At 65.2% G+C, this 24,656-nt stretch carries 20 protein-coding genes and 1 pseudogene; 14 read left to right on the forward strand and 7 right to left on the reverse strand.

Annotated elements, in window-relative coordinates:
- Positions 1-38: 38 nt before the first annotated feature.
- From ectB to AYK61_RS00990, 3 genes and pseudogenes are all read right to left on the reverse strand, one after another.
- Positions 39-1,316, reverse strand: coding sequence for a diaminobutyrate--2-oxoglutarate transaminase (gene ectB, locus AYK61_RS00985; protein ID WP_259468150.1), 1,278 nt, complete (start codon positions 1,314-1,316; stop codon positions 39-41).
- A 48-nt stretch (positions 1,317-1,364) separates the two neighbouring features.
- A pseudogene (gene ectA, locus AYK61_RS27710) lies at positions 1,365-1,937 on the reverse strand (diaminobutyrate acetyltransferase); the annotation flags it as partial.
- Between the two features lie 104 nt (positions 1,938-2,041).
- Positions 2,042-4,159, reverse strand: coding sequence for an ATP-dependent DNA helicase RecQ (locus AYK61_RS00990; RefSeq protein WP_121869473.1), 2,118 nt, complete (start codon positions 4,157-4,159; stop codon positions 2,042-2,044).
- A 107-nt stretch (positions 4,160-4,266) separates the two neighbouring features.
- On the opposite strand from AYK61_RS00990, the gene crcB (AYK61_RS00995) reads away from it, so the two are divergent.
- On the forward strand, positions 4,267-4,686 hold the full coding sequence (crcB, locus tag AYK61_RS00995) for a fluoride efflux transporter CrcB (RefSeq protein WP_121872320.1): 420 nt from the start codon (positions 4,267-4,269) through the stop codon (positions 4,684-4,686).
- A complete protein-coding gene (gene crcB / locus AYK61_RS01000; protein WP_121869474.1) occupies positions 4,683-5,057 on the forward strand; it encodes a fluoride efflux transporter CrcB in 375 nt (124 codons plus the stop codon). The genes crcB (AYK61_RS00995) and crcB (AYK61_RS01000) overlap by 4 nt, the downstream gene beginning before the upstream one ends.
- A gap of 9 nt (positions 5,058-5,066) precedes the next feature.
- Here crcB (AYK61_RS01000) and AYK61_RS01005 read toward each other — a convergent pair whose 3' ends face one another.
- Genes AYK61_RS01005 through AYK61_RS01015 form a run of 3 tightly spaced genes read right to left on the reverse strand, consistent with a single transcriptional unit; the run spans position 5,067 to position 6,808 of the window.
- Positions 5,067-5,471 (reverse strand): VOC family protein, encoded by a 405-nt coding sequence (locus AYK61_RS01005; RefSeq protein WP_121869475.1) that lies wholly within the window; start codon positions 5,469-5,471, stop codon positions 5,067-5,069.
- 9 nt (positions 5,472-5,480) lie between these two features.
- Entirely contained in the window at positions 5,481-5,939 is a 459-nt protein-coding gene (locus AYK61_RS01010; RefSeq protein WP_121869476.1) for a helix-turn-helix transcriptional regulator, read from the reverse strand.
- Positions 5,936-6,808 carry a ribokinase gene (locus AYK61_RS01015; RefSeq protein ID WP_259467888.1) on the reverse strand — a complete coding sequence of 291 codons (873 nt, stop codon included), beginning with the start codon at positions 6,806-6,808 and terminating at the stop codon, positions 5,936-5,938. The genes AYK61_RS01010 and AYK61_RS01015 overlap by 4 nt, the downstream gene beginning before the upstream one ends.
- 94 nt (positions 6,809-6,902) lie before the next feature.
- Between AYK61_RS01015 and AYK61_RS01020 the strand changes: the two genes are divergently transcribed.
- From AYK61_RS01020 to AYK61_RS01060, 9 genes are all read left to right on the forward strand, one after another.
- Positions 6,903-8,168, forward strand: coding sequence for an aspartate aminotransferase family protein (locus AYK61_RS01020; protein ID WP_121869478.1), 1,266 nt, complete (start codon positions 6,903-6,905; stop codon positions 8,166-8,168).
- A 35-nt stretch (positions 8,169-8,203) separates the two neighbouring features.
- Positions 8,204-11,077, forward strand: a complete 2,874-nt coding sequence (locus tag AYK61_RS01025; protein ID WP_220709096.1) for an FAD-binding and (Fe-S)-binding domain-containing protein — start codon at positions 8,204-8,206, stop codon at positions 11,075-11,077.
- Positions 11,074-12,549: an NAD-dependent succinate-semialdehyde dehydrogenase gene (locus tag AYK61_RS01030; protein WP_121869480.1), complete on the forward strand. Its 1,476-nt coding sequence runs from the start codon at positions 11,074-11,076 to the stop codon at positions 12,547-12,549. The genes AYK61_RS01025 and AYK61_RS01030 overlap by 4 nt, the downstream gene beginning before the upstream one ends.
- Before the next feature lie 15 nt (positions 12,550-12,564).
- Positions 12,565-13,278, forward strand: a complete 714-nt coding sequence (locus tag AYK61_RS01035; protein WP_237669436.1) for a GntR family transcriptional regulator — start codon at positions 12,565-12,567, stop codon at positions 13,276-13,278.
- 223 nt (positions 13,279-13,501) lie between these two features.
- Positions 13,502-14,680 carry a Xaa-Pro peptidase family protein gene (locus AYK61_RS01040; RefSeq protein WP_183130386.1) on the forward strand — a complete coding sequence of 393 codons (1,179 nt, stop codon included), beginning with the start codon at positions 13,502-13,504 and terminating at the stop codon, positions 14,678-14,680.
- Complete coding sequence (locus AYK61_RS01045; RefSeq protein WP_259467889.1) at positions 14,677-16,032, forward strand: PLP-dependent aminotransferase family protein; 1,356 nt, start codon at positions 14,677-14,679, stop codon at positions 16,030-16,032. The genes AYK61_RS01040 and AYK61_RS01045 overlap by 4 nt, the downstream gene beginning before the upstream one ends.
- Positions 16,029-17,225, forward strand: coding sequence for a M20 family metallopeptidase (locus tag AYK61_RS01050; RefSeq protein WP_121869481.1), 1,197 nt, complete (start codon positions 16,029-16,031; stop codon positions 17,223-17,225). The genes AYK61_RS01045 and AYK61_RS01050 overlap by 4 nt, the downstream gene beginning before the upstream one ends.
- Before the next feature lie 112 nt (positions 17,226-17,337).
- A complete protein-coding gene (locus tag AYK61_RS01055; RefSeq protein WP_237669442.1) occupies positions 17,338-18,768 on the forward strand; it encodes an MFS transporter in 1,431 nt (476 codons plus the stop codon).
- A gap of 2 nt (positions 18,769-18,770) precedes the next feature.
- Positions 18,771-19,730: a D-2-hydroxyacid dehydrogenase gene (locus AYK61_RS01060; protein WP_121869482.1), complete on the forward strand. Its 960-nt coding sequence runs from the start codon at positions 18,771-18,773 to the stop codon at positions 19,728-19,730.
- A 9-nt stretch (positions 19,731-19,739) separates the two neighbouring features.
- On the opposite strand, the gene AYK61_RS01065 is transcribed toward AYK61_RS01060, so the two are convergent.
- Positions 19,740-20,867, reverse strand: a complete 1,128-nt coding sequence (locus AYK61_RS01065; protein WP_183130387.1) for an NADH:flavin oxidoreductase/NADH oxidase — start codon at positions 20,865-20,867, stop codon at positions 19,740-19,742.
- Between the two features lie 113 nt (positions 20,868-20,980).
- On the opposite strand from AYK61_RS01065, the gene AYK61_RS01070 reads away from it, so the two are divergent.
- From AYK61_RS01070 to AYK61_RS01080, 3 genes are read left to right on the forward strand one after another with little or no spacing between them, the layout of a single operon-like run.
- Complete coding sequence (locus tag AYK61_RS01070) at positions 20,981-22,258, forward strand: glutamate-5-semialdehyde dehydrogenase (protein ID WP_121869483.1); 1,278 nt, start codon at positions 20,981-20,983, stop codon at positions 22,256-22,258.
- A 45-nt stretch (positions 22,259-22,303) separates the two neighbouring features.
- On the forward strand, positions 22,304-23,185 hold the full coding sequence (locus tag AYK61_RS01075) for a MoxR family ATPase (RefSeq protein WP_121869484.1): 882 nt from the start codon (positions 22,304-22,306) through the stop codon (positions 23,183-23,185).
- A 1-nt stretch (position 23,186) separates the two neighbouring features.
- On the forward strand, positions 23,187-24,602 hold the full coding sequence (locus AYK61_RS01080) for a VWA domain-containing protein (RefSeq protein WP_121869485.1): 1,416 nt from the start codon (positions 23,187-23,189) through the stop codon (positions 24,600-24,602).
- Positions 24,603-24,656 lie beyond the last annotated feature (54 nt).

Genomic DNA, 24,656 nt, shown 5'->3' on the forward strand with positions numbered 1-24,656 from the left:
GATGTCCTCCTTCGATGTCGGTTGTTGCGGACGGACGGTCAGGAAAGCACCCTGGCGACGGCGCTCTCGATGACGTCCAGACCGCGGTCGAGCTCGTCCATCGTCGTGGTCAACGGTGGGAGCAGCTTGACGACCTCGTCCTTCGGGCCTGCCGTCTCGACGAGCAGATGCTCGTCGTAGCACAGCTGAGACACCTTGCCCGCCAACTCGGCGTCGTCGAACACCAGTGCCTGGACCATGCCACGGCCGCGAGTGGAGATGCCGTCGAACTTGGCGCAGAGCTTGATGAAGCGATCCTGGATGTGCTCGCCCTTGGCGAGGATCTCCTTCTCGAAGGTGTCATCGGACCAGTAGTGGTCGATCGCTGCCTTGGCCGTGACGAACGACGGGTTGAACCCGCGGAAGGTTCCGTTGTGCTCACCGGGCGACCAGACGTCGAGCTCGGGCTTGAACAGTGTCAGCGCCAACGGCATGCCGTAGCCACCGATGGACTTGGACAGCGTGACGATGTCCGGGGTGATGCCGGCTTCCTCGAACGAGAAGAACTGGCCGGTGCGACCACAACCCATCTGGACGTCGTCGACGATCAGCAGGATCTCGCGTCGCGAGCAGAGCTCGGCCAGCGCGCGCAGCCACTCGGGGCGCGCGACGTTGATGCCGCCCTCACCCTGGATGGTCTCCACGATCACTGCGGCCGGGCGGTTGAAACCGCTGCCCGAGTCGTCGAGCACGCGCTCGAACCACTGGAAGTCCTCGGTGACGCCGCCGAAGTAGTTGTCGTATGGCATCGGCGTGGTGTGCACCAACGGAATTCCGGCGCCAGCTCGCTTCATCGAGTTGCCGGTGACCGACAGCGCGCCGAGTGTCATGCCGTGGAATGCGTTGGTGAAGTTGATGATCGCCTCGCGGCCGGTGACCTTGCGGGCCAACTTCAGTGCCGCCTCGACGGTGTTGGTGCCCGTCGGTCCCGGGAACTGAACCTTGTAGTCCAAGCCGCGGGGGTCGAGGATGTTCTTCTTGAACGACTCGAGGAACTCACGCTTGGCAACGGTCGACATGTCGAGTCCGTGCGTGATTCCGTCGCTGGTGATGTAGTCCACCAACGCGCTCTTGATCATGTCGTTGTTGTGGCCGTAGTTGAGTGCGCCTGCGCCACCGAAGAAGTCGAGGTAGTCGTTGCCGTCCTCGTCGGTGATCACCGAGTTCTTCGCGGTGGAGAACACGGCGGGCCACTGGCGGCTGTAGCTCCGCACGCCGGATTCGACGGTCTCGAACACATCGGGCTTCTCTGTTGTAACGGTGTTCTTTTCGGTCATGTTCTGCTTGTTCCTTTCGTAATTCCGCGATGCGTCGGGGCCTACTGTGTAGAGCTCCTCGGCTTCGTGGCTATCAGGGAAATCGTTGGGCGCGAACAAATCCGACCTGACGATGTCGGTGCCTCGCTTGCGTGCGAGGCTCGTGAAGGTTGCGATGGACGCTTCGTTGTCCGGGCTGATCGTCGTCTCCAGATGCGTGATTCCCTGTGGCTCGAGGCGGTCGAGCAGCTCCATCAGCATGCGACCGGCAAGACCCTTGCCACGCTGGTCCGCATCCACGGCGACCTGCCACACGAACAGCGTGCGGGGGGCGTCCTGGCGGATGTATCCGGTGACGAAACCGACTGCGCGGCCGTCTATGTCGGATACGACGGTGGTGGCCGCGAAATCGCGGCACCACAACACGTACGAGTAGCTGGAGTTGAGGTCCAGAACTCGCGAATCTCTTGCGATCTCCCAGAGCCGGACTCCGTCGGAGATCTGTGGCTTACGAAACTTCACTGCGTCCGGCGCAGTGACTGGGGTACTTCTCAGCAATGCGGGCTTCATGGGAAATACAAACGTAACAAGGTCGTCGTGGCATATCGAGTGCGCTCGGAAATCGACCTCCGAATCGGACATGCATCCCCAGGTTAACCGCCGAATGTGATGATGGTCACATTGTTGTTGCCCGGCTGGCTGTACCCGCAATCATGAAGTTCAAACCACCCGCTTCGGGCGGGCACCTATTTCGGTGTCGCGAGAGCGAACGGCAGCACCGCCTGCGCACCCGCAGCATTCAATGCCGCCGTGGCGCAGGTGAACGTCCACCCCGTGTCGGTGAGCAGATCGATCAACAGAATCGGCCCTGTCACGGACGATACGTCCGGAACGTCCCATGAGTCCACCAGCCCGGCGACTCGAAACGCCGAATTCGCCGCCGAGACCGGCGGATGACCTGCCCTGACCTGCATGACGCCGAGATCGCTCAATTTTCCGACGGAGGCCAATCGCTCGGCGATCGACCGCACCAACACAGGATGGGTGGGGGAGTCGAGAGCGAGAACCGCAGTGGGCCGCTGCTTCCAATCCCAGTGGGCGAGCACGGTGATGCACGCCTTCTCCAACGCATCGGTGGCCGGAGCGTCGGGTGCATCGAGCAGGGCACGCAGTCGGCTACCCCAGCCCAGGTCGGTGAGTCGACCCAGCACGCGCCCGGGTTCGTGTGGGTCGGCGATCTTGCCCGAGAGCGAGACACCCAGCTTCTTCATGCCGCTGGGCCACTGCTTTCTGGGCTGCAGGTCGATGCCCGGCCGATCCAGACGTGCCCTGGCCGAGTCGACCGAGGCCGCGTCCACCGATGCCGACAGGTGTTCGCCCGTGCAGTTGTCGCACCGCCCGCATCGGTCGGACTCGCTACCGGGTGCGCCCAGATCCGGGTCGTCGAGTTGTCTGCGCAGGAATTCCATCCGGCAGCCGTCGGTGCCCTGGTAGTCGATCATCGCCTGCTGCTCGCGGTCCCTGGCCTGTTCGAGACGCTCGTAGCGGGCCGCGTCGTACGTCCATTGCTCCCCGGTTGCCATCCAACCGCCACGAACGCGTCTGACGGCGCCATCGACGTCGAGAACCTTCAGCACCATCTCGAGTCTGCTGCGACCCAGCTCGACGAGAGGCTCCAGCGCCTGCGTCGACTGGGCCTTGTCGGTGTTCAAGGCATCGATGACCTGACGCACCAGATGTTCGCGGGGGAATGCGACGGAGGCGAAGTAACTCCAGATCTGCCTGTCCTCGTGGCCCGGAAGCAGCACTACGTCGGCGCGTTCCGTAGCGCGCCCGGCACGGCCGACCTGCTGGTAGTACGAAATCGGAGACGATGGTGCTCCCATGTGCACCACGAAGCCGAGATCGGGCTTGTCGAAGCCCATGCCCAGTGCGGACGTGGCGACCAGTGCCTTGACTCGGTTGGCCAGCAGGTCACCTTCGAGCGATTCCCGCTCGGTCGGGTCCGTCTGACCGGTGTACGACGCCACGACGTGGCCTTGATCGGTCAGCAGCGCTGCGAGGTCCTTCGCCGCAGATACCGTCAGGGTGTAGATGATTCCCGAACCGGGCAGCGTCTTCAGGTGATCGCCGAGCCACGCCGCCCGTTCGGTCGCGTTGTCGATCTTCACCACCGCCATGCGCAGAGAGTCGCGTGCGAGCCCGCCGCGCAGGACGAGCGTGTCTCCGCCGCCGACGCCCAACTGCGCCGCGACGTCGTCCACCACGCGGTCGTTCGCCGTCGCGGTGGTCGCGAGCACGGGGATACCGTCGCGCAACTCGGCGATCAGAGTTCTGATCCGTCGGTAGTCGGGCCGGAAATCGTGGCCCCAGTCGGAGACGCAATGTGCTTCGTCGACCACGACGAGGCCGGCGTCCCCGGCCAAGGACGGCAGCACCTGATCGCGGAAATCGGGATTGTTCAATCGCTCCGGACTGACCAGAAGCACGTCGAGTTCACCGGAGTTGACCTGCTGATGGATGTCGTCCCACTCGGTCATGTTGCCGGAGTTGATGGTCCCCGCGCGGACGCCTGCCCGCTCGGCCGAGGCAACCTGGTTGCGCATCAGCGCCAACAACGGAGAGACGATCACCGTCGGACCCAGGCCCTGTGCGCGCAGCAGCTTCGCCGCGATGAAGTAAACCGCCGACTTGCCCCAACCGGTCCGCTGCACCACCAGCGCCCGCCGCCGGTGCACGACGAGGGCCTCGATGGCTGTCCACTGATCTTCGCGCAGGACCGCATCCGGGCCGGCGAGTTCGCGCAACAACTCCTCGGCGCTCTCGCGCAAGTTCCCGGTCGTGGACTCCGTGGTCGTTGTCATAGGCTCCATCGTGCAGTAAGCATCCGACATCAAACGCGGGCCGGTCGGAAACGGTCGGACCGTGCAGTCCGAGAGGATCAGCGGTGGTCGATCCCGATTCCGATTCGATGCCGGCCGACCAAGGACCCGTGCACCGTCACTTGTGGGCACTGGCAGCGGTGTTCGCAGGCGGAGCGGCGGGTACGGCAGTTCGCTACGTGATCGAGGAGCAGCTCCCGCATTCGGCGTCGCAGTGGCCCACAGCAACCTTCGGGATCAACATCGCCGGCGCATTCGTGCTGGGCCTTCTCCTCGAGTCGCTGGTACGCGGCGGGCCCGATGCAGGAATTCGGCGCAGGCTGCGGTTGCTGGGAGGTACCGGGTTCTGCGGCGCGTTCACCACGTACAGCACCTTCGCCCTCGAGACGGTGGAAGGGTTTCGGAGTGGGTTCACCGGTCTGGCAGTGGCCTACGCAGTGGTCAGCGTGATTCTCGGAATACTTGCAGCCTGGGCCGGAATCGCACTGGCAAGCAGGGTGGTTCGGTGATCGCGCTGTGGGTTGCGGCGGCCGGCGGGCTGGGGGCAGTCGTTCGCTTCGTCGTCGATGCGGAAGTGAAGTCACGTCTCCCGGCGCGAACGAGCTTTCCCTGGGCGACGATCGGCATCAACGTGTCCGGGTCGTTCCTGCTGGGCGTGCTGGCCGGATGGGTGATGTTCCGAGCCGGCTCGACCGACATTCACGCCGTCATCGGCACCGGGTTCTGCGGCGGGTACACCACCTTCAGCACGGCGAGTGTCGAGACCGTGCGGTTGCTACAACAGGGGCGTCGCCGCGATGCCGCCGTCAACGCGACAGTCGGCCTGCTTGGGTCCGTACTGGCATGCGGCGGCGGCCTTGCGCTCGCGTCGTCGATGTGAGGGCCTGGTTCACGCCTGACTGACGCGCACCATGTTGCCGGCAGGGTCACGGAATGCCGCGTCGCGCACACCCCACGGCTGACTCGTCGGTTCCTGCAGAATCTCGGCGGTGCCTGCCGCGCGAATTCTCTCGAAGGCCGCGTCGAGGTCGGTGGCACGAAACAGCAGGCCCGGAAGCTCACCCTTGGCGAGCAGGGCGGCGATCTGATCGCCGAGTTCCTGCGAGCGGCCCGCGTGGGGCTGCGAGAGAACGATCTCGATCTCGGGTTGATCGTTGGGAGACAGAGTGATCCAGCGGTAGCCGTCGCCCTCGACTTCGCTCTTGACCGCGAGGCCCAGCGCATCGCGGTAGAACGCCAGCGAGGCATCGGGGTCGTCGGTGTAGACGTGTACGTGGCTCAGTGAAAGTGTCATGGAGAAAGGCTAGGACGCCCCGGCCGTCGATGCTTCTTCGATTCTGCTCGGTTCGGTGGCAGCAACGGTGCCTCGCATCGGCCGACCCAGAATCATGGCAGTACACGTCGGCACCGCCTGGCTGCCACGGTGGTCGCGGGCGCGGTATGCGCTCGGTGTCTCGCCGACGATCTCGGTGAACCGCGAACTGAACGATCCGAGACTGGTACAGCCCACCGCGAAGCACGCCTCGGTGGCGGTCACATCGCCGCGGCGCAGCAAGGCCTTGGCGCGTTCTATCCGTCGAGTCATCAGATGGGCGTAGGGCGTCTCACCGTAGGCCACGCGGAAGCGGCGACTGAAATGGGCGGTGGACATCAGTGCCGTGCGAGCCAGAGTGGGGACGTCGAGTGGCTCGGCGAATTCGCGATCCATCCGGTCGCGCGCCCGGCGCAGACGTCGAAGCTCCTCGAGGTCGGTGGCGTTCATCCTGCGGCCGCATCGCGCAGTGCGTCGATGTCCTCGCGAGTGCCCGAAGACGTACTCGCACCCGGCCTGGTTGCGGCGAAAGAGCCTGCAACGCAGGCCCATTCGACTGCCTTGCGTGGACCGTCGAACCAGGACGCGGCCAGTGCTCCGGCAAATGCATCCCCGGCCCCGGTGGTGTCGACGGCGTCGACGCGCGGAGCGGAGACCTCGAACGATTCCGAGCCGCGATATCGAGCGCCTCTGGCACCGAGTGTGGTGATCACGTGCGTCACCTCGTTCACTCGGTTTCCGAGACGGGTTTCCTCGGCCTCGTTGACCACGAGCACGTCGGTGGCCGCCACCAGCGCGTCGGGCAGATCCTGAACCGGTGACGGGTTCAGCATCGTCACCACGCCGCGAGAGCGTGCGTGTTCGAATGCGGTCACCACAGTGGCGAGGGGAATCTCCAACTGACACAGGAGAATATCGGCGTCGGAGATGGCGGCGAGATCGTCGTCGGTGAGGTCGCGAACGCGTTCGTTGGCCCCGGGGACCACGACGATGCTGTTCTCGGCGTGATCGTCGACGGTGATGGCGGCGATTCCGCTCGAACCTGCTGCCGTGCGCAGTGCGCGGTCGTCCACGCCCGCGTCCGACAGCGTCCGGCGCAGCGTGTCGCCGAACTCGTCGTCTCCGACCGCTCCGATGAACGACACCATAACGCCGGCTTTGGCGGCGGCAATGGCCTGATTGGAGCCCTTGCCACCCGGTGAGGTGGTGAACGATGTGCCCAGCACTGTTTCGCCGGGATCGGGCAGGGAAGGCGTCCGGGTGATCAGATCCATGTTGACGCTGCCGAGAACGACGATGCGGGGGTTCGAGGCGGACACCGACGAACTGTATCGCTCCGACGGGTGCACCCGCCCCAGTACTGCCAATTGCAGATTGTTGACAATCTTATTTCGGTGGGTGACGATGGCAGGCATGACAGCGTCGACTCGCACCCACCTCAGCCCGGCACTCAAGCAGGCGACCCCGATCGTCGTCGATCACGGAAAGGGCAGCTGGATCGTCGGCACGGACGGGCGCAAGTACCTCGACTTCACCACCGGGATCGGCGTGACCAGCACCGGACACTGCCATCCGCGCGTGGTGGAGGCTGCCCGCGAGCAGGTGGGCAAGATCATCCACGCGCAGTACACGACCGTCATGCATCAGCCACTGCTGGCGCTGACCGACAAGCTCGGCGAGGTACTACCGGCCGGGCTGGACAGCGTCTTCTACGCCAACTCCGGCTCCGAGGCCGTCGAGGCATCGATTCGGTTGGCGCGCATGGCGACCGGACGGCCCAACATCATCGCCTTCCACGGAGGGTTCCACGGACGCACGGTGGCGGCTGCGTCGTTGACCACCGCGGGCACCAAGTTCCGCTCCGGCTTCTCGCCGATCATGGGCGGTGTGCACATCGCGCCGTTCCCGTACGCCTTCCGGTACGGCTGGGACATGGACACCGCAGTGGCTTTCGCGCTCAAGGAACTCGACTACCTGCTGATGACGATGTCCAGCCCCGCCGATACCGCCGCGTTCATCATCGAACCGGTACTCGGTGACGGTGGTTATCTGCCCACGCCTCCGGAGTTTCTCGAGGGACTCCGCGAACGCGCGGACACCCACGGGATCGTCCTCATCGTCGACGAGGTGCAAGCAGGCGTGGGACGCACCGGAAAGTTCTGGGGCCACCAGCATTCGACGATCACACCCGACATCGTCATCACCGCAAAAGGTCTGGCCAGTGGATTTCCCATCTCGGCGATCGCGGCATCGACCGAGTTGATGGGCAAGGCGTGGCCCGGATCGCAGGGCGGCACGTACGGCGGCAATGCCGTCGCCGCTGCGGCGGGTGTCGCGACGCTCGACGTCGTGCGTGAGGAAGGTCTGGTCGCCAACGCCGCCGCGCAGGGCCGAGTTCTGCTCGACGGCCTCCTCGCACTGAAGTCCGAGCACTCGGCCATCGGTGATGCACGTGGACTCGGCTTGATGCAGGCACTCGAATTCGTCGACAGCGCAGGAAATCCCGATGCCGCGGCCGCCCTGCGCGTGCAACAGGGTGCGATCGATGAGGGGCTGTTGCTGCTCACCTGTGGCGCGCTCGGCAACGTGGTCCGGATCATCCCGGCGCTGATCGTGAGCGACGACGAGATGCGGCAGGGCCTCGACGCGTTGTCGCGCACGCTGAAGAACGTGCTGTGACGGCTGCTTCCGTTCGATCCCCAGTTTCCGCACTCGTGCAGGAAGTGCGCGAACTGGGGATCGAGATCGACGACTCGACTCGGCGGCTAGCCGAGTACTCCTACGACGCCTCGAACTACCGAATTCCGCCTGCCGCTGTGGTTTTTCCGCGCAGCACTGACGATGTTGTTTCAGTTATGGCTCTGTGCGGGGCCGCGGGAGTCGCAGTCATCGGCCGCGGCGGCGGAACGTCCATGGCGGGCAACGCGATCGGCCGCGGAATCGTGCTCGACTTCTCCCGCCACATGAATCGCGTGATCTCGGTGGACATCGACTCGCGAACGGCGGTGGTGGAACCGGGAATCGTGATCTCGGAGTTGCAGCGAGAGTTGACGGCGCGCACTGCTGGAGCATTCACGTTCGCACCCGACCCGTCCAGCAAGACACGCGCGACGGTCGGCGGGGCGGTCGGCAACGACGCGTGCGGCAACCATTCGGTTCGCTACGGCCGAACAGCCGACCACACGGTGGCCATGGACGTGGTGACTGCCGACGGGCACCTACTCCGGGTGACCCGTAGCGGTGTGGAGGCAGTGCATTCGGAGGATGCGGCGGCAACCGATGCGGCCGAACGCATCTCGCGCGAGCTGCACTCGCTCGCGGCCGACAACCTCGCGCTCTTCAGAGTCGAACTGGGCCGCATACCACGCCAGGTCTCCGGATTTCACCTGTCGCATCTGCTGCCCGAGAACGGATTCGACGTCGCTCGTGCACTCGTCGGAAGCGAGGGCACGTGCGCGGTGATCGTCTCGGTCACCGTCGCCGTCGTGCCCGTACCGCAGGCTGCGCTGTTGCTCTGCCTCGGCTACGACGACGTGGTGGCTGCTGCAGCCGACGTGATTGCCATTCTCGAGTTCTCGCCTGCCGCAGTGGAAGGTATCGACGACAACATCGCCCAGACCATGGAGTACCGGCGCGGACCGGACTCCGTCCGCGGTCTGCCTGCGGGAAACGCCTGGCTCTACGTCGACCTCGACGGAGCCGATACCGCCGAGGTGGAGAACAAGGCCGCCCGTCTGCTCGAGGCGCTCGGTCTGCTCGGCCGCGTCAAGGAAGGCCGCATCGTCACCGACCCGGCCGATCGAACAGCGCTCTGGCGAGTGCGCGAGGATGGCGCGGGCCTGGCGACCCGCCTGGCCAGCGGAGTCGAGTCCTGGGGTGGCTGGGAGGACGCCGCCGTCGCACCCGAGAACCTGTCCGCCTATCTCGCGGACCTCAACGTGCTTCTGGCCGAACACGATCTGACCGGCGTGATGTACGGACACTTCGGTGCCGGCTGCATGCACGTGCGCATCACGTTCGATCAGCGCACCGACGCCGGACGACGGGTGATGTACGACTTCCTGCGCGCCGCCGCGCGGGTGGTCGTCAAGCACGGCGGCAGCCTGTCCGGCGAGCACGGCGACGGCAGGGCTCGCTCGGAACTGCTGCCGGTGATGTACTCACCCCGCATGCTCGACGCGTTCGCGCGGTTCAAGCGCATCTGGGATCCGCGCGGGATTCTGAACCCGGGGTCGATCACCGATCCGGAACCGATGATGGACAACCTGATGCTGCAGGGCATCCCACCGCGGGAATGGAAGACCACCTTCGATCTGCACCAGATCGGAACGCGGGCAGATCTGGATCCCTTCGTGCACGCAACTCAGTCGTGCGTCGGCGTCGGCAAATGTCGCACCGCGTCGGGAGGCGTCATGTGCCCCAGTTTTCGCGCGACGGGCGATGAGAAGGATTCGACGCGGGGCCGGGCACGAGTGCTGCAGGAGATGGTGCGAAGCTCGCCGACCGTTGCTGACGGGTGGGCCTCGAAGGATGTGGCCGAATCGCTCGACCTGTGTCTGTCCTGCAAGGCCTGTTCGTCGGATTGTCCGGTCGGAGTGGACATGGCGACGTACAAGTCCGAGTTCCTCGACCATCACTATGCGGGGCGACTGCGTCCGCTCTCGCACTATTCGCTGGGCTGGTTGCCTCGCTGGCTGAAGGTGACGCAGCGAACGGCACCGTTGCTCAACCGTCTGCTCACCCCGCGCATCGCGGCACTGGCGGCTCGACTCGGTGGGCTGACCACCGAGCGGCCGTTGCCGCGCTTCGCGTCGGCCAAGGAGTTGGCTCACGAAGTACGGATCGGCGGCGGCCGCGACGCGGAAGTCGTGTTGGTCGTCGACACGTTCACCCAGGGCTTTCGCCCGGAGGTCGCGGGTGCGGCGCAGCGGGTGCTAGAGGACTCGGGTCGCAGCACCGAATGCCGGACCGACGTGTGCTGCGGTCTGACCTGGATTTCGACGGGCCAGCTCGAGGCCGCCCGCAAGCACCTCACGAAAGCCGTTGCTGCACTGGATGACGGCACCGACCGACCGATCGTCGTCACCGAACCTAGCTGCGCTGCGGCGTTCCGCAAGGACATGCCCGAGCTGGTTCCCACTGCGGCCGCGAGACGGGTCGCGGCGCGGGTGCAGAGTTTCGCGGGCGCGGTGATCGATCAGGCTGCCGCCGGGTGGGTGCCCTCGGCCGAGGTGCCCGATTCGGTGACGGTACAGACGCACTGCCACGAATACGCGGTGTTCGGCAACGCCACTCAGCGCACGGCATTGGCTTCCGTCGGTATCGAGGCGGTACGGGAGGCCACCGGATGTTGCGGGGTCGCAGGGAATTTCGGCTTCGAGGCTCGGCACTACGAGCTGAGCATGGCCGTCGCCGAGCAGGCCCTCGCGCCTGCGGTTCGTGCGGCCGAGCCCGACACCCCGATTCTGACCGACGGATTCTCCTGCCACATGCAGGTGCGTCAACTCACCGGTGACCTGACGAGCGATGCGTCCGTACACCTGGCGCAGATACTCGATCCACGTTCGACGAAAGGACCGCGGCCATGACCGCCAGTTCGACCACCAGCCTCACTCGCCCCACCATCACTGCTCCTACCGAACTGTTCATCGCAGGCGCGTGGACCCCCGCAGCATCCGATGCCCGGTTCGATGTCATCGATCCCGCCAGCGGCGAGGTCATCGCCAGGGTCGCCGACGGCAGCATCGACGATGCCGAGAACGCCATGGCTGCAGCGGTCGACGCCGCCGCCGACTGGGCCGCGACACCGCCGCGTGCACGCAGCGAAATCCTCCGCAGAGCATACGAATTGATCATGGCGCGGTCGGAGGAGCTCGCTGCGATCATCACCGCGGAAATGGGGAAGCCACTGGCCGATGCTCGCGGTGAGGTGGCGTACGGAGCCGAGTTCTTTCGCTGGTTCTCCGAGGAGGCGGTACGCATCTCGGGCGATCACACCCTCACCGGAGATGGGAAGAACCGCATCGTGGTCACCCGCGCACCGGTGGGACCGTGCATTCTCGTCACTCCGTGGAACTTCCCGTTGGCCATGGGCACTCGTAAGATCGGCCCGGCGTTGGCGGCAGGGTGCACCGTGGTGTTCAAGCCGGCCGAGCAAACGCCGCTGACAGCACTGGCTCTGGCCGGGATCCTGCACGATGCGGGTGTTCCGGCGGGAGTGGTCAATGTCGTGACCACCACCGACGCGTCGGGTGTCGTGGGTTCGTGGATGAGTAGCGGTGCGGCTCGCAAGATCAGCTTCACCGGATCGACTGCGGTGGGCAAGATCCTGCTCGAACAAGCTGCATCGACGGTGATGCGCACCTCGATGGAGCTCGGCGGCAACGCACCCTTCATCGTCATGGACGACGCAGATCTCGCGCGTGCCGTGGACGGTGCGATGGTCGCCAAGATGCGCAACATGGGCGAGGCATGCACCGCCGCCAACCGATTCTTCGTACACCGCAGTGTCACAGCGCAGTTCGCGGACAAGCTCGCCGAGCGCATGGGTGCGCTGTCGGTGGGGGCCGGTAGTGCGCACGGCACCGAAGTGGGTCCGCTGATCGACGACGCGGGCCGCACCAAGGTGCAGACACTCGTCGACGACGCCCTCGGGCGCGGTGCACGTGCGATCGTCGGGGGAGTGGCCCCGGACGGACCCGGCTACTTCTACCCGCCGACGGTACTCGCGGACGTCGATGCGGCGTCGGATCTGATGTCACAGGAAATCTTCGGACCGGTGGCAGCAATCGTCCCGTTCGACACCGAGGACGAGGTGATCGCCCTCGCGAACGACACCGAGTGGGGACTGGTCGGATACGTCTTCACCCAGGACATCGACCGGGCTCTGCGGATGGGGGAGCGCCTCGAGGTGGGCATGGTGGGCCTCAACACGGGTCTGGTGTCCAATCCGGCTGCGCCGTTCGGTGGCGTCAAACAGTCCGGACTCGGCCGCGAGGGCGGAAAAGTCGGAATAGACGAGTTTCTGGAGTACAAATACTTCGCCATTCCCCGAGGCTGAGAGAGGTTTTCGATCATGCCCAGTTCGAGACGACTGACGCCCATCGACGCACGCAACACGTCGATGGTCATTGCCGACCAGATTCGCGACCGCATCATCGACGGCTCCTACGCCCCGGGGGAGCAGATCAACGAGGCCAACGTCGCCGCGGAACTCGAGATCTCGCGGGGGCCGGTGCGGGAGGCGTTGCAGCGCCTCAATCAGGAGGGGTTGCTCGTCAGCTACCGGAATCGAGGTGTCTTCGTCGTCGAGCTGAGCAGTGAGGATGTCGCCGAGATCTACGAATCCCGTGCGGCGATCGAGGTCGGTGCCGCGTGGACTCTGGTGCACGGGGATCGCGCGCGCTTGGTCTCGGCTGCCGATGAGCTCTCGGCCATCGTGATGCAGATGCAGCCGTTCATCGATCGGGCGGATTGGCGAGGTCTTGCCGAACGGGATCTGGCGTTTCACACCGCCCTGGTTGCGGCGACCCGCAACAGCCGGATGTCGCGGATGTACGCCACGCTCGCTGCGGAGGCGCGTATCTGCATGGCCAACCTCGAAACCGCGTACTACCGGCCCGAGGCGTTGGTGGAGGAACATCAGCTGATCGTCGACTTGTTGCTCGGTTCGGATTGGGACGCACTGGAAAAGGGCGTACACGAGCACATGGACACCGCCATCCACGACCTGACCCGTGCCATGGTCGAGGAACAGGCCGAACACTCGGCGCTGGCCACGCCGGGATAGTTTCCGGGCTCGCAACACAGCATTTACACCCGAAGTCTTGCGCACCTCTCTCATCAGCGCTTAGCCTGATTGTCAACAATCTACTAAATCGACCCCATTGAAGGGGGTGCCCGTGAACGACTCACCCGACGTTGCCTACGTCACTGCACTCGGTCCCGACGAGACCGTAGGACGGGCCGCTCCCGGACTGGCTCGGTACCCGGACGTACCGAACAGCACGCCGATCACGTTCAACGACGAGGAGTACGCGGCCCGCCTCGTTGCCGTCCGCGATCGGATGGCAGCGCAGAACCTCACGGCTCTGATCGTCACCGATCCCGCAAATCTCTACTACCTGCTGGGGTACAACGCGCTCTCGTTCTACACCCCGCAGATGCTCTACGTACCGCTCGACGGCGAGATGTACTTCTTCGCTCGCGAGATGGACGCCAACGGCGCGTTTCGCACGTCGTGGCTTCCGCAGGATCGGACGTTCGGCTACCCCGAGACTTTCGTGCAGCGCAGAGACACTCACCCATTCGTCTGGGTCGCCGCGAAGCTGCGTGAACTGGGACTGGTGAACAACTTCGAGCACGGCCAGGTGGGTCTCGAGATGGACTCGTACTACTTCAGTCCCAAGGCATTCGAGGCACTGGTCAAGGCACTGCCCGAGTACCGCTTCACCGACTCCTACGAGCTCATCAACTGGGTACGTGTGGTCAAGTCGCCTGCGGAGATCGCCCTGATGCGCGGTGCCGCGACGGTCTGCGAGTCGGCGATGTCGGCTGCGTACCAGTCGATCTCGGTCGGTGAACGGCAGTGCGACGCCGCCGCGGCCATCATGAACGCACAGGTTCGCGGCACCCCGGAGTTCGGCGGCGACCACCCGGCCATCGTCCCGATGCTGCCTACCGGTGCCGGAGCCGACACCCCACATCTGACCTGGTCGCATCAACCCTTCGTGCGGGGCGAGACCACCGTCGTCGAACTGGCCGGAGTGTTTCGGCGATACCACATCCCGATGGCCCGGACGATCGTGCTCGGAAAGCCGAGCCCACGTTTGGATTACCTCGCCAAGTCCACCGGGGAAGCATTGAACGACGTGCTCGCGACCGTGCGGGCAGGCGTCACCGCCACCGACCTGGCGCAGGTATGGAACACGAGCTTGGCCAAGCACGGACTGCACAAGCCGTCGCGCATCGGCTACTCGATCGGCATCGCCTACGCACCCGACTGGGGTGAGCGCACCGTGAGCCTGCGAACCGACGACGAAACGGTACTTGCCGAGAACATGACCTTCCACATCATCGGCGGAATGTGGATGGACGACTACGGATACGAGGTATCCGAGGCCGTTCGCGTCACCGAGAACGGCCTCGAGACCTTCACCGCATACCCCCGAGAACTACTGACGAAGGAGTGAGCATGACCGCATCTACTCGAGGTCGTTCCGCAGGCTCCACTCCTGCCACAAAGGGTCGTTCCGCAGGCTCCACTCCTGCCACAAAGGGTCGTTCCGCAGGCTCCACTCCTGCCACCCAGGGTCGCTCCGCAAGCAGCATTCCCTGGGCCCTCCGCACCGACAAGCTGGTGGGCTCGGTGATCGACTCGTCGACATCGCTTCTCGCTGCACAGAAGCACGACATCGTTCGATTCGCCATGGGATCTCCTGCAGCCGAGACGGTTCCGGCCGCTGCGTTCACAGAGATAGCCGGCAGCGTACTCACCGCGGACGCGTTCGATTACGGTGCTACCGAGGGTGATCCGGGCCTGCTCGACGCGTTGCTCTCCTACCTCGACTCGGTGGGAGAACCCACGACCGAGGATCGGGTGGTGATCACCTCCGGCGGAATGCAGGGTCTCGACATCGCCTGCAAGTTGCTCGTCGATCCGGGCGACCTGGTGATCGTCGAAAGTCCCACGTACACCAACGGAACCGCCACCGTGCTCAGCTACGGAGGCGACATTCTCGAGGCCCCGATGGACAGTGACGGACTCATCGTCGAGGCGTTGCCCGAACTCGTCGAGCGCGCGGGTCGCCTGCCCAAGATGATCTACGTGATCCCCAACTTCCAGAACCCGTCCGGCGTGACCATGTCGCTCGAACGCCGAAAGCTGTTGATCGAACTGGCACATCGGTGGGGCTCGGTGATTCTCGACGACGATCCCTATGGCCTGCTCCGCTTCTCGGGTGATCCGATTCCCAGTTTCGGCACGCTCAGTCCGAACGATCCGTTGATCTTCTCGGTACGGACCTTTTCCAAGATGATCGCTCCCGGCCTGCGAGTGGGGTGGGTGGACGCCGCGCCCGAGGCGCGGCAGTTGATCGTCAACGCCAAACAGGCCATGGACACGTGCACCAACTTGCCCGGTCAGCGGATGGTGGCCGAGTACATCCGGCGCGGCCTGCTCGACGAGCATCTTCGATCGTTGGCCTCGGTGTACCTGCCCCGCAAGATCGCGATGCAGAACAGTATCGCCGAGCACTTCGGCGAGTCGATGTCGACGACGGATCCCGAGGGAGGTTTCTTTCTCTGGGCGACGTTGCGCGGCAACGATGTCGACTTCTCGACGCAGGACCTGTTCGAGACGGCACTGGCCGAGGGCGTGGCCTACATACCCGGGCCGGCGTTGTCGGTGGGCGGAAAGTTCCACGATTCGTTGCGGTTGTGCTTCGCCTCCTCGACACCCGAACGCATCGAGGAGGGAATCAGAAGGCTCGCCGTGGCAGTGGAGAAGTCCAAGCACCTGCTCGCCTCCGATCCCACCCGATGACCGTCTCGAATACCGAACGCGCTCTGCTCGATTCGATCGACGAGTACGAGATCGTCTCGCTGACGGCAGCATTGATCGACGCCGGCGGCGAGAACCCCGGCGACACCGAGGAGAAATCCGCGAAAGTCCTTGCCGATCACTGTCGTGCATTGGGATTCGACGTTCGGACGGTCGAAGTGGCTCCGGGTCGGCCCAACGTCATCGTGTCGATCGGATCCGACGAGCGGCCGGGAGTGCTGTTCGTCGGGCACTCGGACGTGGTTCCCGCCGGGACGGGCTGGACCACCGACCCCTTCTCCGCCGTGGTTCGAGACGGCCGAATTGTCGGTCGCGGCGCGTGCGACATGAAGGGCGGCCTCGCCGCCGTCGTGGCTGCGATGAACGCGGTGCACCGAGCCGGTCTCGCCGACGTACACCCGATGACGTTGGCGTGTCTGGTCGACGAGGAGGACACCGGTCTCGGCATCCGAGCGTTCGTGGCCGATCCACCTCCGCGGAACTACAGCCACTGCGTGGTGGCCGAGCCGACGGATCTGGTGACCATTGTCGGGTGCCGAGGTGCCGCGAATCTGGAGATCGAGGTGAGTGGCCGTTCAGCACATGCGGGACAACCTCGCAACGGTGCCAACGCCATAGCGGCTGCAGCGCGCATCATCGCGATCATCGAGGAGTCGCAGATCGAGCTGGACGAGAACCCGGACGCCGAGTTGGGGCCCGCCACCTGGAACGTGGGAACCATATCCGGTGGGACGGGGACCTCGATGGTCGCCGATCGTTGCGTACTCACCGTCGATCGCCGTCTACTGCCGGGCGAGAAGGCGGCCGATGTCGTCGGTGACCTGCGATCACGCATCGAGGCCGCGCACGTCACCGGATCCGGTATCGACGTGACGATCGACGTCGCGATGGAGATGCCGGGCTTCTTGACCAGCGTGAACGACGGATTGGTCGGTACCGCAGTGCAATCGGTTCTCGACGCTCGATCCGAAACTGTCACCGACATCTGGACTGCATCCTGTGACGGGGGTTTCGTCGCGCAACAGATGGGTATAGGCACCGTCGTGCTCGGTCCGGGGGAGATCGAAAACCAGGCACATCGGCCGGACGAATCGGTGGCCGTGCAGCAATTGACCGACAGCGCAAGGGCGTACGCGTTGATAGCCACCAGAATCGGTGCGCTAGCTGGTCTTTAGCTTCCGAGGAGGGGGTTGGCCGAAACGCACGATCGGCACCGTCGTAATGTCGAACGCTGCGAAGAACCAAACCGACGCTCCACGTTGTACAAAAGCGAGAGGTATTGGAACCGTGACCGAAACATCAGGGTCGGCGACTACGCCGACCGGATACCCACCGAGCACCGACACGCTGAGCCCGAACGAGACGAAGATTCTGCACCGAGCGATCGGCGGATCAGCGCTCGGAAACGCTGTCGAGTGGTTCGACTACGCGGTGTACGGCTATCTGGCCGTGTACATCGCCGCCAACTTCTTCCCGTCCGATGACGGGGGAGCGAGCCTGCTCTCCACATTCGCCGTGCTGGCCGCGTCGTTCATCATTCGCCCCATCGGCGGCATCGTGCTCGGCCCACTCGGCGACCGCATCGGTCGTCAGAAGGTCCTCGTACTGACCGTCACGATGATGACGTTGGCCACGGCGACGATCGGTGTGCTGCCGACATTCGACACCATCGGCATCGCCGCACCGCTGCTGCTGCTCGTCTGCCGATTGGTGCAGGGCTTCTCCACCGGTGGTGAGTACGGCGGCGCAGCAGTGTTCATGGCCGAATACGCGCCCGACAAGCGTCGCGGATTCTTCGGATCGTTCCTCGAATTCGGCACCCTCGCAGGCACCGTCGGCGGTGCCACCCTGTGCACCCTGCTCAACGTCGGGCTCGGCGACGAGACGATGGAGGCATGGGGCTGGCGAATCCCGTTCCTGGTGACGCTGCCGCTGGGCATCGTCGCGCTGTGGTTGCGGACCCGCCTGGAGGATTCTCCGGTGTTCGCCGAGGCCAAGGAAGACGGCGGCACGGTCGAAGAGGGTGCAGGTGGGGCCATGGCCTCGCTCAAGACCACCATGACGTACTGGCAGCGAATCCTGATCCTGATGGGATTCGTGCTGCTCCTCAACATCGCGTACTACACCGTGCTGACGTTCTTGCCCTCGTATCTCAGCGACACGTTGGGGCACAGCACGACTCAGTCGAACTTCACCCTCGTGGCCATCATGATCATCATGATGGCGATCATCAACCCCATCGGCGCTCTGTCCGACCGGGTGGGCCGAAAGCCGTTGCTGCTGGCGGCCTGCGTCGGGTACTTCGTGCTCAGCGTTCCGCTGTTCCTGCTGATCATCAACACCGGACTGATCGGCCAGAGCATCGGTTTGCTCGGTCTCGGAGTGTTGCTGGTCATCATGTGTTCCTGTGTGTCGTCGACCCTGCCTGCGCTGTTCCCCACTCAGGTGCGCTACGGAGCGTTCGCCATCGGATACAACGTCTCGACGGCACTCTTCGGCGGTACGGCTCCGCTGATCCTGACGTTCCTGATCGACCGAACCGGGTCGAACCTGATTCCGGGTTGGTACATGATGATCGCGGCTGCCATCGCCTTCGTGCCGATTCTGCTGATGCCGGAAACCGCAGGCCGCTCGTTGCGCGGAACCCAGTGCCCCGGCGACAACGACGACGAAGTTGCCGCGTCCGGCGTCGAGCTCGTCGGATACAAGAAGAAGTAGCAATGGCACCGGTTCTCGTCGTTCTGCACGCCGGCGATCTTCCGGACGGGCTCGACTCCGTCGCGGAGGTCGCCGACGTCCGGTACGCCACCGCCGACACCCTCGGCGATGCGCTCGACGGTGCCGACGCGTTGCTCCTGTGGGATTTCTTCTCTCCCGCAGTCGAATCGGCGTGGCCGCGTTGCGGCTCGCTGAAATGGATCCACATCGCCGCCGCAGGAGTCGACTCGTTGATGTTCGACGACCTGGTCGATTCCGATGTGATCGTGACCAATTCGCGCGGAGTGTTCGACCGCCCGATCGCGGAGTTCGTGCTGGCCCAGATTCTGGCGTTCGCCAAGGACTCCGAACGTTCGCGCGCACTGCAGCATTCGAAGGTCTGGCAGCACCGCGAGACCGAGCGCATCGACGGTGCCCACGCGATGATCGTGGGCACCGGTGCGATCGGGCGCGCCATCGCGAGCTTGCTGGCAGCAGTGGGAATGTCGATCTCGGGTGTGGGCCGGACGGCACGAGAGGGCGACCGAGATTTCGGCACCGTTCATGCCAGCGCCGACCTGACGTCCGAGGTAGCCCAGGCCGACTACCTGGTGCTGGTCGCGCCGCTGACCGATCAGACGAGAGGAATGATCGACGATTCGGTGCTGGCCGCGATGAAGCCCGGTGCACGCATCGTGAACGTGGGCCGCGGGGAGTTGCTCGACACCGAGGCGCTGTTGGCGCACCTGGCCACCGGGCACATCGCAGGTGCCGCACTCGACGTGTTCGAGACCGAACCGCTCTCGGCCGACCATCCACTGTGGACGGCCGAGAACGTGATCGTCACACCGCACATGAGCGGCGATGCCTCGGGGTGGAAACAGCGGCTCGCAGAGTTGTTCGTGGACAACGCACTTCGGCATTTCCGAGGCGAACCGCTGCGCAATGTGGTGGACAAGAAACTCGGCTTCGTGCCGTCCTGAGAGCAGTTGCTAGTAGGCCCGCTCGTACTGGGGTGCCGCGGCCGGGAGCATCTCGACGCCGAGTTCCCGGGCGGCGCGCCGTGGCCAGTAAGGGTCACGCAGGAGCTCACGCGCGAGCAGCACGGCCGTCGCTTCGCCGAGCGAGACGATCTCCTCCGCCTGCTTGGGTTCGGTGATCATGCCGACGGCGGCAGCGGGCATGGTGGTCTCGTTCTGGATGCGCCTCGCGAACGGAACCTGATAGCCCGGACCGACCGGAATATGGGCCCTGGCGTTGCCTCCGGTCGAGGTGTCGACCAGATCCACCCCGTGCTCGGTGAGGATCTGGGCCAAGGCCACCGTCTGATCCGACGTCCAGCTCGGGGCCTCCAGTTCGGCTGCGTACCCAGCGCTCTCGCTGTCCTCGGGCTCGTCGAGCCAATCCGTCGCCGACAGTCGTACGAAGACCGGCAGCTCTGCCGGCCACACCTCACGCACGGCGTCGACAACCTCGATCAGCAGCCGCGTGCGGCCCGCGAAATCGCCGCCGTACGAGTCGGTACGGGTGTTGCTGGCGGGGGACAGGAACTGGTGCAGCAGATAGCCGTGCGCGCCGTGTACTTCGGCGACCTGGAACCCGGCCTTCAGCGCGCGCTGGGCGGCCGTCCGAAAGTCGTCGACGATCTTCGCGATGTCCTCGGTCGTCGCCTCCCGTGGGCTCGCGTAGTCACCGAACGCAACCGCGCTCGGGCCGACTGTCTCCCAGCTTCGGGGGTCCTCGGCCGGCAAGGACTTGCCACCCAGCCAGGGAGCAGCGGTCGAGGCCTTGCGCCCCGCGTGAGCCAGCTGAATTCCCGGGACGGTTCCGAAGGACGAGATCTCGGCGACGATCTTCGCCAACGCGTCGGCCTGGGTGTCGTTCCAGATGCCCAGGTCCGACGGGCTGATGCGACCCTCGGGGCTCACCGCGGTGGCTTCGGTGATGATCAATCCGGCACCGCCGATCGCCCGGCTCACCAGGTGGGTGCGATGCCAGTCGCCCGCGACGCCGACGTCGTCGCCGGCCTCGTCGGCCGAGTACTGGCACATCGGTGCCATCCACACCCGGTTCGGGAAGGTGACGTTGCGCAGGGTCAGAGGCTCGAACAGCACACTCACAAGTGGTTCCTCCGGTCTTCGGGCAGCGCCGACGGTGAGTCGACGATCTTCACGCTGTGCTGCAACGACGCGGCGATGCAGCTTCATTCCCGGCCCCCATTAGTGTGTAGTTCATGACAGCTTCCGTCTCGGCCGAACCGGTGACCACGACTGCCGACGAGCGAGAGAACGTGCACGCCGCAGCGCGCCGGGCGCGCACCGCATCACGCGCGCTCGCACTGCTGACAACTGCGGAAAAGGACGACGTGCTGCATGCCGCGGCCGACGCGGTCGTTGCTGCGGCCGAGTCGGTACTCGCCGCGAACGCAGTCGACATCGAGAACGCGCGAGCGGCCGGTACCGACGAAGGGCTGCTGGACCGTCTACGGCTGACCGCGTCGCGCATCGACGGCATCGCGGCGGGGCTGCGACAGGTGGCCGGTTTACCCGATCCGATCGGCGAGATCATCCGCGGTTCGACGCTGCCCAACGGGCTCGAGATTCGGCAGCTGCGGGTTCCGCTCGGCGTGGTGGGCATGGTCTACGAGGCTCGGCCCAACGTCACCGTCGACGCGTTCGGCCTCGCCTTCAAGTCCGGCAACGCGGTGCTGCTCCGCGGCTCGTCGTCTGCGGCGCAGTCCAACGCGGCCTTGGTCGAGGCGCTGCAGGGAGCGTTGCGCGGTCACGGTCTGCCCGAGGCGGCGGTGCAACTTCTGGGAAGTGCCGACCGTGCCACGGTCACCCACCTCATTCAGGCGCGCGGTCTGGTGGACGTGGTGATCCCGCGCGGTGGAGCCGGACTGATCGCTGCGGTCGTGCGCGATGCCACGGTCCCGACCATCGAGACCGGTGTCGGAAACTGCCACGTGTACATCCATGCCTCCGCCGATCCGGACACGGCCGAGAAGATCGTGCTCAACGCCAAGACCCGTCGAGTGAGCGTCTGCAACGCCGCCGAGACCGTGTTGGTGGACGCTGCGATCGCCGAGACCATGGTTCCGCGGTTGCTCCGGGCTTTTCAGATGCACAGCGTGACGGTGCACGGGGATCTGCCCGGGCTCGTGCCTGCGCACGACGAGGACTGGTCTCAGGAGTACCTGTCGCTCGACATCGCGCTGAAGGTCGTCGGCGGCATCGACGAGGCGATCGAGCACATCGACCGATACGGCACCGGCCACACCGAGGCGATCGTCGCCGCCGACATCGGTGCCGCGCGCGAGTTCACCCAGCGGGTCGACGCGTCCGCGGTGATGGTCAATGCCTCCACGGCGTTCACCGACGGAGAGCAGTTCGGCTTCGGAGCCGAGATCGGCATCTCGACTCAGAAACTGCACGCGCGTGGACCCATGGGATTGCCCGAATTGACCTCGACCAAGTGGACCGTGTGGGGCGACGGACACGTCCGAGACTGACACCCCTCGCAGAACCGGCCAGACCCGATCATCAGGAGCTGTGACATGGATCGTGCCCTACCGACGACACCCCCGCTGTTCGCCAGCGTGGACGACGTCCAGAGGCGCCTGGCCGAGACGGGCTATCTGGCCGACAAGGCCACCGCCACCTCGGTGTTTCTCGCCGATCGCCTCGGCAAGCCGCTGCTGATCGAAGGTCCGGCGGGAGTGGGCAAGACCGAGCTGGCCCGTGCCGTCGCGCAGACGACCGGTGCCGAACTGGTGCGGCTGCAGTGCTACGAGGGTGTCGACGAGGCCCGCGCGCTGTACGAGTGGAACCACGCCAAGCAGATCCTGCGCATCCAGTCCGGTACCGCTGCCGATTGGGATTCGACCAAGCTGGATGTCTTCTCCGAGGAGTTCCTGCTGGCGCGGCCGCTTCTGCAGGCGATTCGCCGAACCGAACCCACGGTTCTGCTCATCGACGAGACCGACAAGGCCGATGTCGAGATCGAAGGACTGCTGCTCGAGGTGCTCAGCGACTTCGCGATCACCATTCCCGAGCTCGGCACGATCGTGGCCGAGCGGACGCCGTTCGTGGTGCTCACCTCCAACGCCACCCGTGAACTGTCCGAGGCCCTCAAGCGTCGCTGCCTGTTCCTGCACCTCGATTTTCCCGACGCCGACCTCGAGCGCCGGATTCTCGCCAGCAGAGTTCCCGAACTGCCCGAGGCCATCGCCGAGCAGATGATCAAGACCGTGCGGGTACTGCGCGCGATGCAGCTCAAGAAGTTGCCCTCGGTGGCCGAGACCATCGACTGGGGACGCACTCTGTTGGCGCTCGGGATGGACACCCTCGACGACGACGCGGTTCGCTCCACACTCGGTGTGGTGCTCAAGCATCAGTCGGACCAGGTCCGCGCGGCTGCCGAACTGCGGCTCAACTGACATGCAGGCCCCACACGGAATTCCCGGTCACCTCGTCGGGTTCGTCGACGCGTTGCGTCGACGTGGGATTTCGGTGGGGCCGTCGGAGACGGTCGATGCCGGACGCGTCCTGTCGGTTCTCGACCTGCTCGATCGGGAGGCCGTGCGCGAGGGATTGGCCTGTGCGCTGCTGCGCCGCCCGACGCACCGCGGAGTGTTCGACGCCCTGTTCGACCTGTGGTTTCCGGTGGCATCGGGCACCAGGGACTCGGGGCAGATCGATACCGCGTTGCCCCGCACCGACACCGGCGACATCGACATCGATGCCCTCCGCGAGCTGTTGGTGGATCTGCTCTCGGACGATTCGGCCGAGGCCGCGGAGTTGACCCAGATGCTGGCGGCGCAGATGGTCGAGGAACTCGGACAGTACAAGTCCTCCAACGGGCCCTCGTTCTCGGCGTATCAGGCCCTGCGCGACGTTGCGCCCGAAACGTTGCTGCGCAAGATTCTCGACGGATTGCTCGGGCGCAGCGACGACGCACCCGATCGGCCGACCGACGACTACGAGTCCGAGGTGGCCAAACGCACTGCAGCGCAACGCATCGCAGACCTACGCAAGATGGTCGAGAGCGAGACGAGGCGTCGGTCGGCAGAGAAGCTGGGCCGTGAGCGGGTCGCGAGCTACGGGGTGCCCAAGCTCGCGGAGGAAGTCGATTTCCTGCGGGCCTCGGACACGGAGATGGCGGCGCTGCGGCGCAACGTCACCCCTCTCGCCCGGTTGTTGGCGTCGCGACTTGCGGTGCGGCGCAGCCGAAGCAGGCACGGCTCCATCGATCTGCGACGCACGCTGCGCAAGTCGATGTCCACCGGCGGCATCCCGATCGATCTGGTCGAGCGAAAGCCTCGGCGAGCTCGCCCCGAACTGGTTGTGCTGTGCGATGTCTCGGGCTCGGTGGCAGGATTCAGTAATTTCACGCTGCTGTTGGTGCATGCACTGCGAGAGCAGTTCTCGCGCGTCCGCATCTTTGCGTTCATCGACTCCACCGACGAGGTGACGCAATTCTTCGATTCCGGTTCCGATCTGGGAGCCGCGATGAGTCGCATCATCCGCGAGTCCGATCTCGTGACGTACGACGGACACTCGGACTACGGCCATGCACTGACGACGTTCGACGAGAAGTACGCGCACGCGGTCACCAGTCGCAGCTCGGTGCTGATTCTCGGTGACGCCCGCACCAACTACCGCGAACCGAAGCTGCCGGCGCTGGCGCACATCGTGTCGGTGGCCAAGCATGCGTACTGGCTCAATCCCGAACCGAAATCGCAGTGGGGTTCCGGCGATTCGGCGGCCAAGGTGTACTCCGACGTGATCGCGATGCACGAGTGCCGATCGGCTCAGCAGCTCGCCACCGTGGTCTCGCGTTTGCTGCCGGTGTGAGGCGTGTGACGCCAAGCGGCACCCCGGACGTAGAATCGGCGGTTGTGCAGCGCG

The organism is Rhodococcus sp. SBT000017, from assembly GCF_003688915.1.
Lineage (GTDB): Bacteria > Actinomycetota > Actinomycetes > Mycobacteriales > Mycobacteriaceae > Rhodococcoides.

Excerpts from the sequence above, each read along its gene's own strand:
- ectB (WP_259468150.1), bottom strand. The coding sequence starts at position 1,316 with ATGACCGAAAAGAACACCGTTACAACAGAGAAGCCCGATGTGTTCGAG.
- AYK61_RS00990 (WP_121869473.1), bottom strand. The coding sequence starts at position 4,159 with ATGACAACGACCACGGAGTCCACGACCGGGAACTTGCGCGAGAGCGCC.
- crcB (WP_121872320.1), top strand. The coding sequence starts at position 4,267 with ATGCCGGCCGACCAAGGACCCGTGCACCGTCACTTGTGGGCACTGGCA.
- AYK61_RS01005 (WP_121869475.1), bottom strand. The coding sequence starts at position 5,471 with ATGACACTTTCACTGAGCCACGTACACGTCTACACCGACGACCCCGAT.
- AYK61_RS01010 (WP_121869476.1), bottom strand. The coding sequence starts at position 5,939 with ATGAACGCCACCGACCTCGAGGAGCTTCGACGTCTGCGCCGGGCGCGC.
- AYK61_RS01020 (WP_121869478.1), top strand. The coding sequence starts at position 6,903 with ATGACAGCGTCGACTCGCACCCACCTCAGCCCGGCACTCAAGCAGGCG.
- AYK61_RS01030 (WP_121869480.1), top strand. The coding sequence starts at position 11,074 with ATGACCGCCAGTTCGACCACCAGCCTCACTCGCCCCACCATCACTGCT.
- AYK61_RS01035 (WP_237669436.1), top strand. The coding sequence starts at position 12,565 with ATGCCCAGTTCGAGACGACTGACGCCCATCGACGCACGCAACACGTCG.
- AYK61_RS01050 (WP_121869481.1), top strand. The coding sequence starts at position 16,029 with ATGACCGTCTCGAATACCGAACGCGCTCTGCTCGATTCGATCGACGAG.
- AYK61_RS01060 (WP_121869482.1), top strand. The coding sequence starts at position 18,771 with ATGGCACCGGTTCTCGTCGTTCTGCACGCCGGCGATCTTCCGGACGGG.
- AYK61_RS01070 (WP_121869483.1), top strand. The coding sequence starts at position 20,981 with ATGACAGCTTCCGTCTCGGCCGAACCGGTGACCACGACTGCCGACGAG.
- AYK61_RS01075 (WP_121869484.1), top strand. The coding sequence starts at position 22,304 with ATGGATCGTGCCCTACCGACGACACCCCCGCTGTTCGCCAGCGTGGAC.
- AYK61_RS01080 (WP_121869485.1), top strand. The coding sequence starts at position 23,187 with ATGCAGGCCCCACACGGAATTCCCGGTCACCTCGTCGGGTTCGTCGAC.